General features: G+C 71.2%; 14 protein-coding genes. 2 read left to right on the top strand and 12 right to left on the bottom strand.

Annotated elements, in window-relative coordinates:
- The first annotated feature begins 26 nt into the window (after positions 1–26).
- Positions 27–1,571: a D-alanyl-D-alanine carboxypeptidase/D-alanyl-D-alanine-endopeptidase gene (gene dacB, locus ACBR40_RS35680; protein ID WP_344206459.1), complete on the top strand. Its 1,545-nt coding sequence runs from the start codon at positions 27–29 to the stop codon at positions 1,569–1,571.
- 312 nt (positions 1,572–1,883) lie between these two features.
- Here dacB and ACBR40_RS35685 read toward each other — a convergent pair whose 3' ends face one another.
- From ACBR40_RS35685 to ACBR40_RS35735, 11 genes are all read right to left on the bottom strand, one after another.
- Complete coding sequence (locus ACBR40_RS35685) at positions 1,884–2,105, bottom strand: hypothetical protein (protein WP_329590521.1); 222 nt, start codon at positions 2,103–2,105, stop codon at positions 1,884–1,886.
- A gap of 202 nt (positions 2,106–2,307) precedes the next feature.
- Positions 2,308–3,075 (bottom strand): type I methionyl aminopeptidase, encoded by a 768-nt coding sequence (map, locus tag ACBR40_RS35690; RefSeq protein WP_371251586.1) that lies wholly within the window; start codon positions 3,073–3,075, stop codon positions 2,308–2,310.
- 78 nt (positions 3,076–3,153) lie between these two features.
- Positions 3,154–3,888: a siderophore-interacting protein gene (locus ACBR40_RS35695; RefSeq protein WP_371251587.1), complete on the bottom strand. Its 735-nt coding sequence runs from the start codon at positions 3,886–3,888 to the stop codon at positions 3,154–3,156.
- Entirely contained in the window at positions 3,885–4,409 is a 525-nt protein-coding gene (locus ACBR40_RS35700) for a PadR family transcriptional regulator (protein ID WP_371251588.1), read from the bottom strand. Before ACBR40_RS35700 ends, ACBR40_RS35695 begins: the two co-directional genes overlap by 4 nt.
- A gap of 85 nt (positions 4,410–4,494) precedes the next feature.
- Positions 4,495–5,334: a hypothetical protein gene (locus tag ACBR40_RS35705; RefSeq protein WP_371251589.1), complete on the bottom strand. Its 840-nt coding sequence runs from the start codon at positions 5,332–5,334 to the stop codon at positions 4,495–4,497.
- 123 nt (positions 5,335–5,457) lie between these two features.
- Entirely contained in the window at positions 5,458–5,832 is a 375-nt protein-coding gene (locus ACBR40_RS35710) for a VOC family protein (RefSeq protein ID WP_364454059.1), read from the bottom strand.
- A gap of 72 nt (positions 5,833–5,904) precedes the next feature.
- Positions 5,905–6,888 (bottom strand): ketol-acid reductoisomerase, encoded by a 984-nt coding sequence (ilvC, locus tag ACBR40_RS35715; protein ID WP_344207143.1) that lies wholly within the window; start codon positions 6,886–6,888, stop codon positions 5,905–5,907.
- Positions 6,889–6,922: 34 nt separating this feature from the next.
- A complete protein-coding gene (ilvN, locus tag ACBR40_RS35720; protein WP_344206453.1) occupies positions 6,923–7,447 on the bottom strand; it encodes an acetolactate synthase small subunit in 525 nt (174 codons plus the stop codon).
- On the bottom strand, positions 7,440–9,179 hold the full coding sequence (locus ACBR40_RS35725; RefSeq protein ID WP_371251590.1) for an acetolactate synthase large subunit: 1,740 nt from the start codon (positions 9,177–9,179) through the stop codon (positions 7,440–7,442). Before ACBR40_RS35725 ends, ilvN begins: the two co-directional genes overlap by 8 nt.
- 205 nt (positions 9,180–9,384) lie before the next feature.
- A complete protein-coding gene (locus ACBR40_RS35730) occupies positions 9,385–11,961 on the bottom strand; it encodes a putative bifunctional diguanylate cyclase/phosphodiesterase (RefSeq protein WP_371251591.1) in 2,577 nt (858 codons plus the stop codon).
- Positions 11,962–12,251: 290 nt separating this feature from the next.
- Positions 12,252–13,160: a 2-hydroxyacid dehydrogenase gene (locus ACBR40_RS35735; RefSeq protein WP_371251592.1), complete on the bottom strand. Its 909-nt coding sequence runs from the start codon at positions 13,158–13,160 to the stop codon at positions 12,252–12,254.
- 38 nt (positions 13,161–13,198) lie between these two features.
- Between ACBR40_RS35735 and ACBR40_RS35740 the strand changes: the two genes are divergently transcribed.
- Positions 13,199–14,290, top strand: a complete 1,092-nt coding sequence (locus ACBR40_RS35740; RefSeq protein ID WP_344217431.1) for a PQQ-dependent sugar dehydrogenase — start codon at positions 13,199–13,201, stop codon at positions 14,288–14,290.
- Between the two features lie 4 nt (positions 14,291–14,294).
- On the opposite strand, the gene ACBR40_RS35745 is transcribed toward ACBR40_RS35740, so the two are convergent.
- Complete coding sequence (locus ACBR40_RS35745; protein ID WP_371251593.1) at positions 14,295–16,286, bottom strand: VanW family protein; 1,992 nt, start codon at positions 16,284–16,286, stop codon at positions 14,295–14,297.
- Positions 16,287–16,338: the final 52 nt, after the last annotated feature.

The raw sequence follows: 16,338 nt of genomic DNA on the forward strand, positions 1-16,338 counted from the left end.
ATCCCCCAGTCTTCTTTGGAGACCCCATGCGGCGCACCTCAGCCTCCCTCGTCGCGGGCGCGCTCGTCGCGTCCCTCGCGTGGGCGTCCAGCCCGTCCTCACCCGCCGTCGCCCTGGACCCCACGGCCGGCGTGGCCGACCTCACCCAGGACCTCAACCAGATACTCAGCGACTCCCGGCTCACCATCGCCCGCGCGGGCGTCGTGGTGAAGAGCGCCTCCACCGGCGAGGAGCTGTACGCCACCGACGCCGGCAAGCAGCTCATCCCGGCGTCCAACACCAAGCTGTTCACCTCGGCCGCAGCGGTGGAGACCCTCGGCCTCGACTACCGCTTCCCGACCACCGTGCTGAACACGGGCCGCAAGGCGGGCTCGGTCCTCGCCGGCGACCTCGTGCTGCGCGGCACCGGCGACCCGACCATGCTGGCCGAGGACTACGACGCCCTCGCCGCCAAGGTGGCCGCGGCCGGCGTCAAGGTCGTCACCGGCCGTCTCGTGGCCGACGACACCTGGTTCGACTCCCAGCGGCTCGGCAACGACTGGACCTGGGACGACGAGACCGCCTACTACGCGGCCCCGATCTCCGCGCTGACCGCCTCGCCCGACCGCGACTACGACGCCGGATCGGTGATCGTCTCCGTGGCCGCCGACGGCGGCAAGGTCAAGGTCTCCACGACGCCCGAGACCGACTACCTGAAGATCGTCAACAAGGCCACGGCGGGCGCCGAGACCGACGTGCTCATCGAGCGCCAGCACGGCACCCGTACGGTCGTCATCACCGGCACGGTGGCGGACCCGTACCAGGAGTGGGTGGCCGTGGACGACCCGACCGCCTACGTCTCGACGCTGTTCCGCGCGTCGCTCGCCAAGCACGGCGTGAAGGTGCTCGGCGCGACCGCCACGGGGGCCGCGCCCGACGGGGCCAAGGAGCTGGCCCGGCACGAGTCCATGACGCTGGGCGAGCTGCTGGTGCCCTTCATGAAGCTGAGCAACAACATCCACGCCGAGATCCTCACCAAGGCCATGGGCCGCAAGGCCGCCGGCCAGGGCACGTGGTCGGCCGGGCTCAAGGTCGCGACCGACTTCGCCAAGGCGAACGGCGTGCAGGTCATCAACATGCGGGACGGCTCCGGGCTGTCGCGCCGCGACGGGTTCTCGCCCGGCTCGATCGTCCAGCTCCTGACCTCCGTACGCGGCAAGCCGTGGTTCCCCACCTGGTACGCGGCCCTGCCCATCGCCGGCGACGCCGACCGCTTCGTGGGCGGCACCCTGCGCAGCCGGATGCGGGGCACCCCCGCCGCGGGCAACGTGCACGCGAAGACCGGCTCCCTGACCGGCGTGACGTCCCTGTCGGGCTACGTCACCAGCGCCGACGGCGAGCCGCTGGTCTTCTCGATCATGCTGAACCAGTACCTGTCGGGCTCGCCGAAGGACATCGAGGACAAGATCGCGGTACGGCTCGCGCAGTTCACCCGCGCCGCCGCCGTCGACGCCCCGGCCCAGCTCCGCTCGGCGGCCGAGGGGCAGGCGGGCGACCTGGAGTGCTCGTGGCTGAAGCCCGTCCAGTGCTGATCCCCTGACGCCCAGGGGGGCACGCGGGTTTACCTGGAGCTCCAGATATCGGCCGACTTTTCAGGACATGACCGACATCGGAGAACCAGAATCCCTTCTCAGGACAGCCCACCGAGGACCACGGGAGCGCCCGGGCCTTCACCGGCCTCACCCTTGAGCCGGTTACCCACCGCACGCCCACGGCGCTCCCCTCCCCGCGGGCTCGGCCGCGCCTCCCCCCGCATAGGACCGCGGCCGGGCCCGCCCACCGGCCCAGGACAAAGCGAAGGGGCCCATCCTCAGGATGGGCCCCTGCTTACGACTCGTAGGGCGTCAGCTGAGCGCCTGGCCCAGGAGGCCGTTCAGGAGGTCCAGGTCGAGGAGGTCACGGTCGTCGCCGAAGTTGTTGAACTGGCCGCTCTCCCACTCATAACTGGGGCCGTGGCCGGGGCCGTAGCCGCCGGGGCCATAGCCACTGGTTGCCGCCAGCGCGGAGCCGCCGAACACAACCATCCCGCCGACGAGGCCGGCAAGGACAAGTCCTGCTCTGTACATTTGTATCTCCTCTGATGCCTATCGACTACTCTCCGTAGCTGCCGGGAAGAGATCTGCCCTACGGCCTCTTGCACCAAACGCCAGCGATCTCACCCTTGACCAGGGCAAACACTCGCTCCGGGCGAAGCGATGCCGATCCCTGCCGTCCTTGACGCGACCATGCGTGCTACGGAGAGACATCAGGCCCTTCGCTGACCCCCGCTTAGGGAAGGGTCAGGACCACGGGCCCGTCGGCCGTCACGGCCACGGTGTGCTCCACGTGGACGCTGCGGCTGCCGTCCCCCGAGCACACCGACCAGCCGTCCTCGGCCATGTAGTAGTCGTCGCCGCCGCCCGCCATCAGGCTCGGCTCGATCGCGATCACCAGCCCCGGGCGCAGCCGCAGCCCCCGCCCGGCGCGGGCCTCGTTCGGCACGAACGGCGTCTCGTGCATGGCCCGGCCGATGCCGTGGCCGCCGAAGTCGTTCTGCATGCCGTAGCCGGCGCCGCGCCCGACGGTGGACATCGCGTGGCCGATGTCGCCCATCCGGCCGCCGGGCACGGCCGCCCTGATGCCGGCGGCCAGGGTCTCCTCGGCGACCTGGATGAGCTTGAGGTCCTCGGCGCGCGGCGTGCCGACGGTGAAGCTCACGGTGCCGTCGGCGTGCCAGCCGTCCACGATCGCGCCGCAGTCCACGCTGATGAGGTCGCCGTCGCGCAGCCGGTAGGCCGTCGGCAGCCCGTGCAGCATGGTCCCGTTGACCGAGGTGCAGATGACCCCCGGGTACGGCGTCGCGCCGAACGACGGGTGGTAGCCCAGGAACGACGCTCCGGCCTTGGCCTCCTCGATGACGGTCCGCGCCACCTCGTCGAGTCGCCTGAGCGTCACGCCCACGGCGGCCTGGTCGCGGACCGCCGCGTGCACGGCGGCCACCACCCGTCCCGCCTCGCGCATCGCGTCGATCTCCCCGGCGCTCTTCAGCTCGATCACGGCCCCTCCTCGTCGTTCACCGGTCGGCGTGGCGATAACTATACCGGTATTTTTATCGAAGAGAGCCGGGGGGCGCCGTCAGTCGAGGCCGCGGCGGCCCGGCGTCCAGAACGGCTTCGTCCGCACGTCCCTGCGGCTCCAGCCGCGCTCGTCCACCAGATGGGCGCGGACCGCCTGGATCGTGCGGGCCTCCCCCGCCAGGTAGGCGAAGCCCGGCTCGTCCGGCAGGTCCAGCGCCCGTACGGCGTCGACCAGGACCTGCGAGCCGGCCGCCGGGGCACCCTCGCGGCACACCCGGGTCAGCTCCCGCGGCAGGCCCAGGTGGTCGCCGGGCCGCTCGGCCTCCACGGCGCCGTACGCGGCCGCCTCCGGCGGCAGGGCCCGCAGCATCGCCCCGAACGCGACCGACGCCGTCTCCTCCCCCGCGAACAGGTGGTAGGGGGCGTCCTCGCGCAGCACGAAGCCGCCCTCGGGGCGCATGAAGACGACCTCCTGGCCGGGCGCGGCGTCGCGCACCCAGACGGCGCCGGGGGCGTCTCCGCCGTGGTCGAGCCCGATCAGGTCCAGGGCCTCCCAGCTCGGGTCGTACCACCACACCGAGTACGTCCGCAGCACCCCGCCCACCAGGCCGCCGCCGTCGCCGATGAGCACGCGTACGTGCTGGCCCGGCACATACGCGAGGGCGGCCAGGCCCTCGCCGCCGATCCTGATCCGGCGCATGCGCGGGGCCACCTCCTCGACCTCCAGGATCTCGCCCTCCACGAACACGCGGCCGAGCAGCCGCCTGGCCACGCTCTTCCTGGCCGTGGTCATCGCCCCCTCCTCGGGTCCAGCTCCTCGACGCGGTGACGGGCCTCCACGAAGATCTGCTGGATGCGCTCGACCACCTGCGGATCGCCGTGGGTGTGGGCCAGCGCCTTGACCGCGGCCTTCACCAGGCGCAGGGCGGGGGCGACGATCTCGGCGGCCTGGGGGTCGCGGAACATGCCCCACTCGCCCCTGCTGGCCGCCCGGCCCCACAGCCGCTCGATCTCGTCGGCCTGCTCCTCGACGGCCCTGCGGCCCTCGTCGGTGACGTGGTGGACCTTGCGGCCCTCGTCCTGCTCGACGCGGACCAGGCCCTCGTCCTCCAGGAGCTGGAGCGTGGGGTAGATGGAGCCGGCGCTCGGCTCGTAGGTGCCGTTGAAGCGGTCGGACAGGCGGCTCATGACGTCGTAGCCGTGGCCGGGCCGCTCGGCGATCAGCGCGAGCACGGCGAGGCGCAGCTCGCCGGGTCCGAAGAAGCGTCCGGTGGGTCCGTACCCGCCGGAGGCGCGGCGCGCGTTCATCATCATGAGTCGGATGCTATATCGAACGATATATCTTCGTACAGAAAAACCCGGGGGTGCGGGTCACGCGCCCCCGGGCGCACCGACGGCGTCAGCTCCAGAGGGCGGGGGCCTGCGCCGGCACCTCGTCCTTGACCTCCGGCTGGTCGATGACCTCGCCGCGCAGCGGCAGCAGGACCGTCACCTGGCGGCCCCACTCGGTGTAGGTCGTGTCCGACTGGACCCGCACCGAGCCCTTGTCGTAGGGCAGCTCACCCGTCACCGACACGCGCTCCACCCGGCCGCCCGCGCTGAGGCGCAGCGCGTAGGAGATCCTGCCGGGACGGCTCTTCATCCACTGCTCGCCGTAGCGGGCGACGAACGAGGCCGACGCCCTGGCCAGCTCATGCGGCTTGATCGTGCCCTTCACCACGCCGCCGCTCCAGGACGCGCGGTGGTCCATGAGCGCCTTGAGCGTGGCGGGCTCGAAGACGTCGAGCAGCAGGTTGCCGGACGGGACGTCGGTGCCGCCGTAGCGCACCCAGCTCGTCCCCTCGGGCAGGGCGTCCTGGACCACCGCGCCGGAGACGTAGCTGACCCGGCCGGAGGAGAGCACCCGCACCGGCGAGTGCTGCAGCGTCTCGGTCTCGCGCGGGCTCACCTTCGCCATCTTGGCGAGCAGGCTCTTGCTGTAGCTCAGGTTCTGGCTCGTGTCGGCCGCCCGCGCGCCGCGCGCGTCGAACTCGACGGTCCCGTCGAGCGTCGAGGAGATGTACTCGCCCGCCGAGTACGTCACCCTCGCCGTGGCCCGTACGTTGACGCCCTTGCCCCGCGCCAGCTCGGACTTGAGCACCTTCACCGGATCGATGTTCTGCGCCGCCTGCGCGGGCGCGGCGACGGCGAGCTGCAGCGCACCGGCGACCACGGCGACACCGACGATGGTTCGCTTCATGGGTTGATGGTTTCCTTGAGGGGGGATTTTCCGGGAACGCGAACAATCTGGTGCATGCAAGATCACCAGTCAAGTCGGTTCACTGCATGGTTATGCAGCTCGCCGGCCCCTTGACCCCGGCCCTCAGCTCAGGCGGGCGCGCAGCAGGCAGAACTCGTTGCCCTCGGGGTCGGCCAGGACGTGCCAGGACTCCTCGCCGGTCTGGCCGACGTCGGCCGGGCGCGCGCCGAGGCTCAGCAGGCGTTCGAGCTCGGCGTCCTGGTCGCGGTCGGTGGCGTTGACGTCGAAGTGCATCCGCAGCGGGCCGGTCTTGGGCTCGGTGGTGGGGCTGAAGATCAGGGTCGGCTGCAGCCCGCCGAACCCTTCCCGCGGGCCGATCTCCACCGAGCCGTCGTCCTCGGTGTCGAGCACCACGAAGTCCAGCACCTCACACCAGAACGCGGCCAGCCCGTTCGCGTCCTGACAAGGAATGATCAATTCGGATATGCGACTTGCCATGATCGGCATCCTACGCACGAGACGCCCCCGGCGAAGACCGCTTCGCCGGGGGCGTCTCACGCCGGAGAGAGCTCAGCCCTTGAGCCAGCTCATCATCGGACGGAGCTTGGCGCCCGTCTTCTCGATGGCGTCCTCGGCCAGCTCGTCGCGGTACTGCTGGAACTTCTTCTGCCCGCTGTCGAACTCCTCGACCAGCTCGCGCGCGAACGACCCGTCCTGGATCTCGCCGAGGATGCGGCGCATCTCCTGCCGGGTCTCCTCGGTGACGACGCGCGGGCCGCGGGTGTAGCCGCCGTACTCGGCGGTGTCGGAGACCGACCAGTACATCTTGGAGACGCCGCCCTCGTACATGAGGTCGACGATGAGCTTCATCTCGTGCAGGCACTCGAAGTAGGCGACCTCGGGCTGGTAGCCCGCCTCGATGAGGGTGTCGAAGCCCGCCTTGATGAGCTCGGACACGCCGCCGCAGAGCACGGCCTGCTCGCCGAACAGGTCGGTCTCCGTCTCCTCCTTGAACGTGGTGCGCAGCGCGCCGGCGCGGGTGCCGCCGATGCCCTTGGCGTACGACAGCGCCAGGTCCAGCGCCTTGCCGGAGGCGTCCTTCTCGACGGCGACGAGACAGGGCACGCCGCGGCCGGCCTCGAACTGGCGGCGCACCAGGTGGCCCGGGCCCTTGGGGGCGACCATGCAGACGTCGACGCCCTCGGGGGCCTCGATGAGGCCGTAGCGGATGTTGAGGCCGTGGCCGAAGAAGAGGGCGTCGCCCTCGACCAGGTTGGGGGCCACGTGCTGGGCGTAGAGGTCGCGCTGGATGTGGTCCGGCGCGAGGATCATCGTGAGGTTGGCCTCCTCGACGGCCTCGGCCGGGGTGAGGACGCGCAGGCCGTCGTTCTCCGCCTTCTCGCGGCTCTTGGAGCCCTCGGGCAGGCCGACGCGCACGTCGACGCCGGAGTCACGCAGGGAGAGCGCGTGGGCGTGGCCCTGGCTGCCGTACCCCAGCACGGCCACGTGGCGTCCCTGGATGATCGACAGGTCGGCCTGGTCGTCGTAGTAGATCTCGGTCACTTGCTTAGAACCTTTCAGGCGAAATTCAGGCGGTACGGTCCAGTGCCCTGAGGGACCGGTCGGTGATGGAACGGGCACCGCGGCCAACAGCCACCATGCCCGACTGGACGAGTTCTTTGATCCCGAACGGCTCAAGGACCTTCACGAAGGCGTCGAGCTTGTCGGGAGTGCCGGTGACCTCGATCGTCACCGCGTCGGCGGCCACGTCCACGCAGCGGGCACGGAAGAGCTGGACGAGCTCCAGCACGTGCGAGCGGCTCTCGGCGTCGGCCTTGACCTTGATGAGCGTCAGCTCGCGCTGCACGGACTGCGCCGGGTCCAGCTCGACGATCTTGAGCACGTTGACGAGCTTGTTGAGCTGCTTGGTGACCTGTTCGAGCGGCAGCTCCTCGACGCTCACGACGATGGTCATGCGTGAGATGTCGTTGTGCTCGGTGGGCCCGACGGCCAGCGAGTCGATGTTGAAGCCGCGCCGGCTGAACAACGCGGACACGCGTGCCAGCACGCCCGGCTTGTTCTCGACGAGCACGGACAGCGTGTGCCTACTCATCTTCGTTCTCCCACTTCGGCGCCATGTCCCGGGCGATCTTGATGTCGTCGTTGCTGGTGCCCGCAGCGACCATGGGCCAGACCATCGCGTCCTGGTGGACGACGAAGTCGATCACGACGGGCACGTCGTTGATCTCCATGGCCTTCTTGATCACGGCGTCCACGTCCTCCGGACGCTCGCACCTGAGACCAACACAACCATAGGCGTCCGCCAGTTTGACGAAGTCCGGGATGCGGCGCGTCGCCTGCAGGTCGGTGTTGGAGTAACGCTGGTCGTAGAAGAGCGTCTGCCACTGGCGGACCATGCCGAGGTTGCCGTTGTTGATGACGGCGACCTTGATCGGCACACCTTCCAGGGCGCAGGTGGCGAGCTCCTGATTGGTCATCTGGAAGCAGCCGTCGCCGTCGATGGCCCAGACCGTGCTCTCCGGGCGGCCCATCTTCGCGCCCATCGCGGCCGGGACGGCGAAGCCCATCGTGCCGGCGCCGCCGGAGTTGATGAACGTGCCGGGGTTCTCGTAGTCGATGAACTGCGAGGCCCACATCTGGTGCTGGCCGACGCCGGCCACGTAGTAGGCGTCAGGACCGACGATCGCGCTCAGCCGCTCCATGACGTACTGAGGGGCCAGCGAGCCGTCCTCGAACTGCTCGTAACCCAGCGGGTAGGTCCGCTTGTAGCCGTTGAGCAGCCGCCACCACTCGTCGTAGTCGCCCTTCTGACCGCCGGCCTGGACGGCCGCGATGAGGTCGGTGAGGACCTCCTTGCAGTCGCCGACGATCGGCACGTCGGCGTGACGGTTCTTGGAGATCTCGGCCGGGTCGATGTCGGCGTGCACGATCTTCGCGTACGGCGCGAACGTCGACAGGTCGCCGGTCACCCGGTCGTCGAACCGCACGCCCAGTCCGATGATCAGATCGGACTGCTGCAGCGCGCCGACCGCCGAGACGGTGCCGTGCATGCCGGGCATGCCCATGTGCTGCGGATGGCCATCGGGGAACGTGCCGCGGGCCATCAGGGTGGTGACGACGGGGATGTTCGTCAGCTCGGCGAGCTGCAGCAGCTCAGCGGAGGCGTGCGCCTTGTGGACGCCGCCCCCCACGTAGAGGACCGGCCGCCGGGACTCGGCGATCAGCTTGGCCGCCTCGCGGATCTGCTTGGAGTGCGGCCGCGTCACCGGGCGGTAGCCGGGCAACTGCATGACCGGCGGCCACGAGAACGTGGTCTCGGCCTGCAGCGCGTCCTTCGAGATGTCGACGAGCACCGGCCCGGGACGGCCGGTCGAGGCGATGTGGAACGCCTCCATGATCGTACGGGCGATGTCCGCGGGATCGGTCACCAGGAAGTTGTGCTTGGTGATCGGCATGGTGATGCCGGAGATGTCCGCCTCCTGGAAGGCGTCCGTGCCGATCATCGGCGAGGCCACCTGCCCCGTGATCGCCACGATCGGCACCGAGTCCATGAACGCGTCGGCCAGCGGTGTCACCAGGTTCGTCGCACCCGGGCCGCTGGTCGCCATGCACACGCCCACCTTGCCGGTGGCCTGCGCGTAACCTTCGGCCGCGTGCCCGGCGCCCTGCTCGTGCCGTACAAGCACGTGCCGCACCTTGACCGAGTCGTAGAGGGGATCGTAGGCGGGCAGGATGGCGCCGCCGGGGATCCCGAACACGGTGTCGACCCCCACGTGCTCCAGCGCCCTGACCAGGGCCTGTGCACCTGTCATGCGTTCGGTCATCGGCTCGTTCCTTGCGTGGCTACTCGCTTAGGACATAAAAAATGCCCCTTCCCACCTGGGACGGCGGGACTGGGGCGGCGCGCAGGTCGTCGTGCTTCGCTATCGGCCTGCGCGCCAGCGAAGTACTACGAGAATCTCACTGCGAAGCATGTCGTCCACGATATCCGCTCCGAGAGCCCTGGTGTCAACTTGGTGGACACAAGTCTCAAACAGTGAGACTTGTCCGCATCAGCGAGTCGACGCCCCGCGCCGCCATCGGCCGGGCCACGAGGAAGCCCTGACCTCGGGTGCAGCCCATCTCTCGGAGGAGTTCGAGCTGCTCGGGACGTTCGATGCCCTCCGCCACCACGATGAGGCCGAGATCGTGGCCGAGCCGCACGATCGTACGGGTGAGCAACGTCAGGGTGTCGTCCCTGCCGAGCCCCGCCACGAACGACGGATCGATCTTGATCATGTCGACGGGGAGCTGCCGCAGGAACGCCAGCGAGGCGTAGCCGGTGCCGAAGTCGTCGATGGCCAGCCGCACGCCGAGCGCGCGCAGCTCCGACAGCCGCTTGATCGTCTCCTCGGCGTCCTCGACCAGCATCTCCTCGATGACCTCCAGGGTCAGCGCGGAGGCGGGCAACCCGCTCTCGGCCAGCGCCTCCTCGACGGTCTCGACGAAGCGCGGCGCGGTGATCTGACGGGCCGACAGGTTGAGCGACAGGCCGATGTCCCAGGAGGAGGCCCGCCAGGCGGCCACCTCGCGGCACGCCTCGCGCAGGATCCACTCGCCGAGCGGCACGATCAGGCCGGTGTCCTCGGCCGGGCCGAGGAACTGCTCGGGCGGCACGAACACCGACCCGCGCCACCAGCGCACCAGCGCCTCCACGGCGGTGACGCGCGAGGTGGCGAGGTCCACGACCGGTTGGTACTCGATGGCGAACTGGTGCTCGATGAGCGCCCGCTGCAGGTCGGCGGCGAGCTCCAGGCGTCGTACGACGTCGGCGTGCATCTGCGCCGCGAACACCTCCACGCGCCGCCCGCCCAGCTCCTTCGAGCGGGCCATGGCCACGTCGGCATTGCGGATGAGGTCACCGGCGGGGATGTCGTCCTCGGCGAAGGCCACGCCCACGCTCGCGGTGAGCGCCACGTCGCGGTCGGCGACACGGAACGGCTCCTGCGACACCGCGCGGACCAGCCGCTCGGCCAGGTCGACCGCCACCTGCGCGTCGCCGCCCGTCTCCACCAGCACCGCGAACTCGTCGCCGCCCCACCGGGCGAGCGTGTCGTCGGCGCGTACGGCCCCGCGCAGCCGCCGGGCCGCCTGCCCGAGCAGGTAGTCGCCGCTCGCGTGGCCGACCGAGTCGTTGACCGAGGTGAACCCGTCGAGATCGAGGAAGATCACCGCGACGTTGCCCACCGCGCGGCCGGAGAGCACCTCGCGGGTGCGCTCCTCGAAGTAGGCGCGGTTGGGCAGGCCGGTGACGCCGTCGTGGAAGGTCAGGTGGGCGACCTGGTTGCGCAGGGCCTCCTCGTCGCTGACGTCCCTGGTGGTGACCAGCATCAGCTCGTCGCCGCCGACGTGGCGGGTGGCGACGGACTCGGTGGGCCGCCAGGTGCCGTCGGCGGCGCGCACCCGGCAGGCGATGAGGCAGGCGCCGGCGACGGCGGTCTCCTCGTCGAGGCCCATGGCGCGCAGCGCGGCCTGGATGCCGGGAACGTCCTCGGGATGGATGTAGTCGAAGATCGAGCCGCCGACCACCTCGTCGGGCGCGTAGCCGTAGGTGACCTCGACGCCCGCGCCGATCTCGCGCACCACGCCCTCGTAGTCGCACAGGAAGACCACGTCGCCGGTGCTCTCGGCCAGCTCCCTGAGCTGCCGCTCGCCGAGCCTGACCAGGCCGCGCAGGCGTACGTTGACCGCCGAGACCACGACCAGCCGGACCAGCAGGAGCAGCACGACGCTGACCGCGACCACCACGACGCCGGTCACCGGCCGCCCGGCGTTGCCGCCGGCCACGTGGACCAGCAGCGTGCAGGCGGCCACGGCGACCAGGCCCAGCGGGACCATCGCGACGAGGCTCTTCGCCGTGGGCCCGCCGCCGTGGCCGGGCCACTGGATCCAGGGCACGGCGGCCAGCAGCAGGAACACCACCGGGGCCGGCAGCACCGCCCAGGCGGACGGCGCGCCGTCGTCGAGACGGGCCACGGCGACGGCGAGGCCCGCCACGTTCATGGCGACGAGCGCGCCGGCCCCGGCCAGGCTCAGCGTCCACGACCGCGCCCTGCTCATCGCCACCGACGGGAGCACCGCGCAGGTCACCAGCAGGCCCATCATGGGCGGCAGCATGACCAGGGTGAACGTCGGCGGGTCGGCGGTGGCGTCGTAGACGTGTCTGAGCTGCACCACCCATCCGACGAGGAAGATCGAGGCCGCGCACAGGTAGGCGTCGGTGATGTGCCGTAACACCGACCTGGCCGGCAGCTTGCGGTCGGCGGCGATCAGCGCGCCACCCGCGGTGACCACCGTGCCGAGCAGGAGGAACAGGTCGGCGAAGCCGGCGACGAAGCCTCCGTCGACCGGCCGCAGCGCCAGTCCGGCGCCCCAGATGACGGCGCCGCCGCCGATCCAGCGGGCGCCCATCGCGGTGGGGCGGTGCCCGCCCGACCGCAGCGAGGCCACCACCAGGGAGGCGGCGGCCGCGAGCGCGGCGATCCCTCCGATGACCGCTCCGGCGACAAGGACCTGATCGTCGTTCAGGAACGCGGCGGCGAGCACCACCACACCTGCCGCGATCACGGCGGTCAGCGGCGCACGAGGATCACGCCAGCGGATCACAGTCGTTGCCCATCCCGTCTCGAACTCGGCGTCTCGCGACCGCCGAAGCCCGGCGATCACCTCGCCAGTGTGTGCGGTCCCGGGCGCCCGGGTGGTGACAACGCCGATGTCGTCACCGATCTGATAACCACACGGACCAATTGCCGCCAAGAGATCCTTGACAGCGAGTCAGGAGTTCCCTGCAAACGTAACGGTACGCACCCCAGGTCACGGACCAGCCACGTTCCGGAATCCTCTCAGTACGCGTCCCTTCAGTAGGACGCGGTGATGACGTTGTCCAGCTGCTCGCCCGCGCGGTAGCGCCCGAGCTGGGCCCTGATCAGCCGCAGCATCCGCCGCTCCGAGGCAGGGGTGCTGCCCGCCACGTGCGGGGTGATGAACACGCCCGGCACGCTCCACAGGGGGTGTCCCTCGGGCAGCGGCTCGGGCGCGGTCACGTCCAGCGCGGCCCGCAGCCTGCCGGTACGCAGCTCCGCGACCAGGGCGTCGGTGTCGACGACGCTGCCGCGCGCGGCGTTGACCAGCACGGCGCCGTCGCGCATCCGGCCGAGGAAGGCGGCGTCCACCATGCCGGCGGTGTCGGGCGTGGACGGGACGAGCAGCACCACGACGTCCGCCTCCGGGAGCAGGGCGGGCAGCTCGGCCATGCCGTGCACGCCCTCGCGGGCCGTGCGCGCCACCCGTACGACCTCGACCTCGAAGCCCTCCAGCCGGCGTTCGAGCGCCGCGCCGATGGAGCCGTAACCGATGATCAGCACGGTGGAGTCGGCCAGCACGCCGGTGTGGTGATAGGTCCACTCGCCCCGGCGCTGGGCGTCGGCGAACCCGGGGAACTCCCGCAGCACCGCGATCATCGCGCCGACCGCCCACTCGGCGGTGCCGGCGTCGTGCACGCCGCGCGCGTTGCAGAGCAGCGCGCCCGCGGGCATGTGCGGCCGGTACGGGTCCACGCCCGCGGTGACGGTCTGCACCAGCCGCAACGAGGTCATCTTGGCCAGCGTGCCGGGCACGTCGGGCACCGGGATGAGCGGCGGGACCCAGACCTCCACCTCCTCGATCCCCTCCGGCATGGGGGTCGAGGAGTTGTAGACGGCACATTCCACGCCCGGGAGGTCGGACAGGACTTCGGCTACCGATGCGGACGGAACCCAGGTCTTCATGCCCAGAACCTTACGGCGCGCGGGTAAGTATGGAACACATGAGGAAGCTCTGGACGCTCGTGCTCCTGGCCGCGCTGACCGCCTGCTCCCCCGGCGCTCCCGAGGCCGGTCCCCGGGAGGGCCCGGCGACCCCGCAGGCCGCCGCCACCCCGGCGGCCTCGGTGACGGCCGCCGTCAGCCCCGGCACGCCCAAGGACGTCGCCACGGGCCTCGCCGTGCCCTGGGGCATCGCGTTCCTGCCGGACGGCGGCGCTTTGGTGACCGAGCGGGACACCGCCCGGCTGCTCAGGATCAGCGCGTCCGGGCAGGTCAGCGAGGTGGCGAAGATCGCCGAGGCGCGCCCCGACGGCGAGGGCGGCCTGATGGGCGTGGCGGTCAAGGACGACCGGGTCTTCCTCTACTACACCGCCGAGCGGGACAACCGCGTCGTCGGCTACGCCTTCGACGGCAACCGGCTGGGCGCGGCGAAGGTCCTCGTCGAGGGCATCCCGAAGGGCGGCATCCACAACGGCGGCCGGCTCGCCTTCGGCCCCGACGGCTACCTCTACGCGACCACCGGCGAGACCGGCGACCGCCCGTTGGCGCAGGACCGCGCCTCGCTGGCCGGCAAGATCCTGCGCATGACCACCGAGGGCGCGCCCGCGCCCGGCAACCCGTTCGGCACGCTCGTCTACAGCTACGGCCACCGCAACGTCCAGGGCCTCGCGTGGGACCAGGAGGGCCGCCTGTACGCCAGCGAGTTCGGCCAGAACACCTGGGACGAGGTCAACCTCATCAAGCCGGGCGGCAACTACGGCTGGCCCGAGGTCGAGGGGCGCGGCGACGACCCCCGCTACGTGAACCCGATCGTCACCTGGCCCACCTCCGACGCCTCGCCGTCCGGCATGGCCTACGCCGGCGGCTCGCTGTGGGTGGGCGCGCTGCGCGGCGAGCGGCTGTGGCAGGTCCCGCTGGCGGCCGACGGCACGGCCGGCGAGCCGGTCGCCCGGTTCGAGGGCCGCTACGGAAGGCTGCGCGCCGTCGCGGCCATGCCGGACGGCTCCGCGCTCTGGGTCGGCACCAGCAACAAGGACGGCCGCGGCTCGCCGCGCGCGGGCGACGACCGCGTGCTGTCCGTCCCGATCTCCTGACCCGCTACTGGCCGCTGCCGGTGCAGGTGATCTGCGCCTGCGGCCGGTACTCGGTGGTCAGCTTCGGGTCCCGCTTGACGACCTTGCCGCCCTGGTGGAAGACCCGGGTGACGTCCACGGTGAAGCCCTCCTGCCCGAGGGTGGGCAGGCAGCCGGGCTCGGAGCTGACCTCCGTGCGGAAGGCGACGACGTCCCGCCGCTCCGACGTGATCGCCTCGATCTTGTCGTAGCGCTTGGTGCTCCAGAGCGTCACCGTCACGGAGGTGTCCGTGGAGGCGGTCTTCACCAGCACCCCGAACTCGGAGTCGTTGCGCCACTTGAGGTCGGTCTCGGGGTAGAGCAGCGCGACGTCGCGGCCGGCCGGGTAGCGCGGCGCGTAGTAGTCCATGGGCTGGTGCTCGACGTCCTCGAAGCCGCCGAAGAAGGCCGCGTTGTACATGGTCGTGGCGAACTGCGAGACGCCGCCGCCGACCAGGCTCACCATGCGCCCGCCGACGATCTGCCCGGCCATGACGTAGCCGTCCTCGACGGTCCGCTCGCCGACGACCTCGTTGATGGAGAACGTCTCCCCCGGCTTCACCACATGGCCGTCGAGCTGCTGCGCCATGCGCCTGATGTTGGTGACGCGGGTCTGGCAGCACTCGAAGGACGTGGTGAAGGTGGCCACCTGCTCCTTGATCCCGAGGCCGCGGATCTGCTGGGTGGTGACGGCCGGCTCGACCGTGCCCAGCCGTACGGGGACGACGCGGGCGCCGCCGGCGTCGAAGACCTTCTCCGCGTCCCTGGCGAGCAGCTTGTCGTTCACGCCCCGGCCGGTGCGCGAGGGCACCAGGACCGGCGCGCCGTTCACGATCTGGTACGTCGCGTCGCGCGGCTGCTGGGCGGCGTCGACCAGGGTGCTCTCCAGCCCGGCGAGCGCCGCCTTGGCGTCGAACTGGGCCACCAGCGTGCCGTCGCCGTCCGGCACGTACGCCAGGTTGGCCGCGATCACCGCGGGCGTGACCTGCGCCTGCCGGCCGTCCGCGGTGAGCGTCAGCGGCGCGGACACGGCCTGGCGCGCCTTGGTCACGGCCGCCTCCACCGCCTCGGGGGTGGTGACGGGCTTGGCGGGCCGCAGGGTGAGGACGACGTTGCCGCCGCCGCGCAGGAAGGTGTCGCCGATGCGGCGTACGGCGTCCTCGCGGTCGAGCACCACGCCGTCGGCGGGCTGACGGGCCTTGGGCTCCAGCCCGGCGAACGTGACGCGCCCTTCGACCGCGGGCTTGTCCACGGTCTCGGCCAGGCCGTCCACGGTCCTGGCGAGCTGGGAGGAATCGATGTTGATCTTCGGCTGGAGCTCGGTGGTGCCGGTCAGGCCCCGCCAGACCTCCACGGGGCTGGGGAAGCCGCTGGGCGCCTGGCCGATGGTGCCGACCACGTCCAGCTCCAGCCCGGCCTCGTCGGCCTGGACGGTGTCCTTCTTGTCGCCGATCTCGACCGTGACCGGCCTGCTGAGCTTGGCGCCCAGCTCGTCGCGGAGCTTGTCGGCCGCCTGCGTGACGGTCAGCCCGCCGATGTCCACCCCCGCCACGCGGGTGCCGCGTAACACCGAGCCGGACATGAAGACGGCGGGCACCACGTACGCCAGGGCGGCGAGCACCACGACGAGCAGCGCGAGGCCGGGCAGCAGGCGGCGGCGCCGGGGCGGCTCGGGGTCGCCGGCGAAGGAGGGCCGCTCGCCGGGCCCGGACCCGAACACGGGCGCGGGCTCCTTCTCCTTCATCGGCCACGGCTGGGCCGGCGGCGTCGCGGGCGGCAGCGTGCCGGCCGCGGGACCGCCCGGCGTGCCGGGGCCCTGAGCCGGCCGGCTGTCCTGGCGGTCCGGCGGGCCGAAGATGTCGCGGGAGACGCCCGGCGGCAGTCCTTCGATGCGCGGCTTCCTGGAGACGCTCGACGAGGGCAAAGGCACCGAGGCGAACGGGTCGGTCGGTGATTCGATCGGTCCGGCGTCGCGCACGCCCTCAGTCTCCTCCCGGTCCGCAGCCAAGTCTCAGGCAACAGTAAGGCAC

This window comes from Nonomuraea sp. AD125B, assembly GCF_041402765.1.
GTDB lineage: Bacteria > Actinomycetota > Actinomycetes > Streptosporangiales > Streptosporangiaceae > Nonomuraea > Nonomuraea bangladeshensis.

Coding starts and splice junctions, on each gene's coding strand:
- dacB (WP_344206459.1), top strand. CDS start 27: ATGCGGCGCACCTCAGCCTCCCTCGTCGCGGGCGCGCTCGTCGCGTCC.
- ACBR40_RS35685 (WP_329590521.1), bottom strand. CDS start 2,105: ATGTACAGAGCAGGACTTGTCCTTGCCGGCCTCGTCGGCGGGATGGTT.
- ACBR40_RS35695 (WP_371251587.1), bottom strand. CDS start 3,888: ATGACCACGGCCAGGAAGAGCGTGGCCAGGCGGCTGCTCGGCCGCGTG.
- ACBR40_RS35700 (WP_371251588.1), bottom strand. CDS start 4,409: ATGATGATGAACGCGCGCCGCGCCTCCGGCGGGTACGGACCCACCGGA.
- ACBR40_RS35705 (WP_371251589.1), bottom strand. CDS start 5,334: ATGAAGCGAACCATCGTCGGTGTCGCCGTGGTCGCCGGTGCGCTGCAG.
- ACBR40_RS35710 (WP_364454059.1), bottom strand. CDS start 5,832: ATGGCAAGTCGCATATCCGAATTGATCATTCCTTGTCAGGACGCGAAC.
- ilvN (WP_344206453.1), bottom strand. CDS start 7,447: ATGAGTAGGCACACGCTGTCCGTGCTCGTCGAGAACAAGCCGGGCGTG.
- ACBR40_RS35725 (WP_371251590.1), bottom strand. CDS start 9,179: ATGACCGAACGCATGACAGGTGCACAGGCCCTGGTCAGGGCGCTGGAG.
- ACBR40_RS35735 (WP_371251592.1), bottom strand. CDS start 13,160: ATGAAGACCTGGGTTCCGTCCGCATCGGTAGCCGAAGTCCTGTCCGAC.
- ACBR40_RS35740 (WP_344217431.1), top strand. CDS start 13,199: ATGAGGAAGCTCTGGACGCTCGTGCTCCTGGCCGCGCTGACCGCCTGC.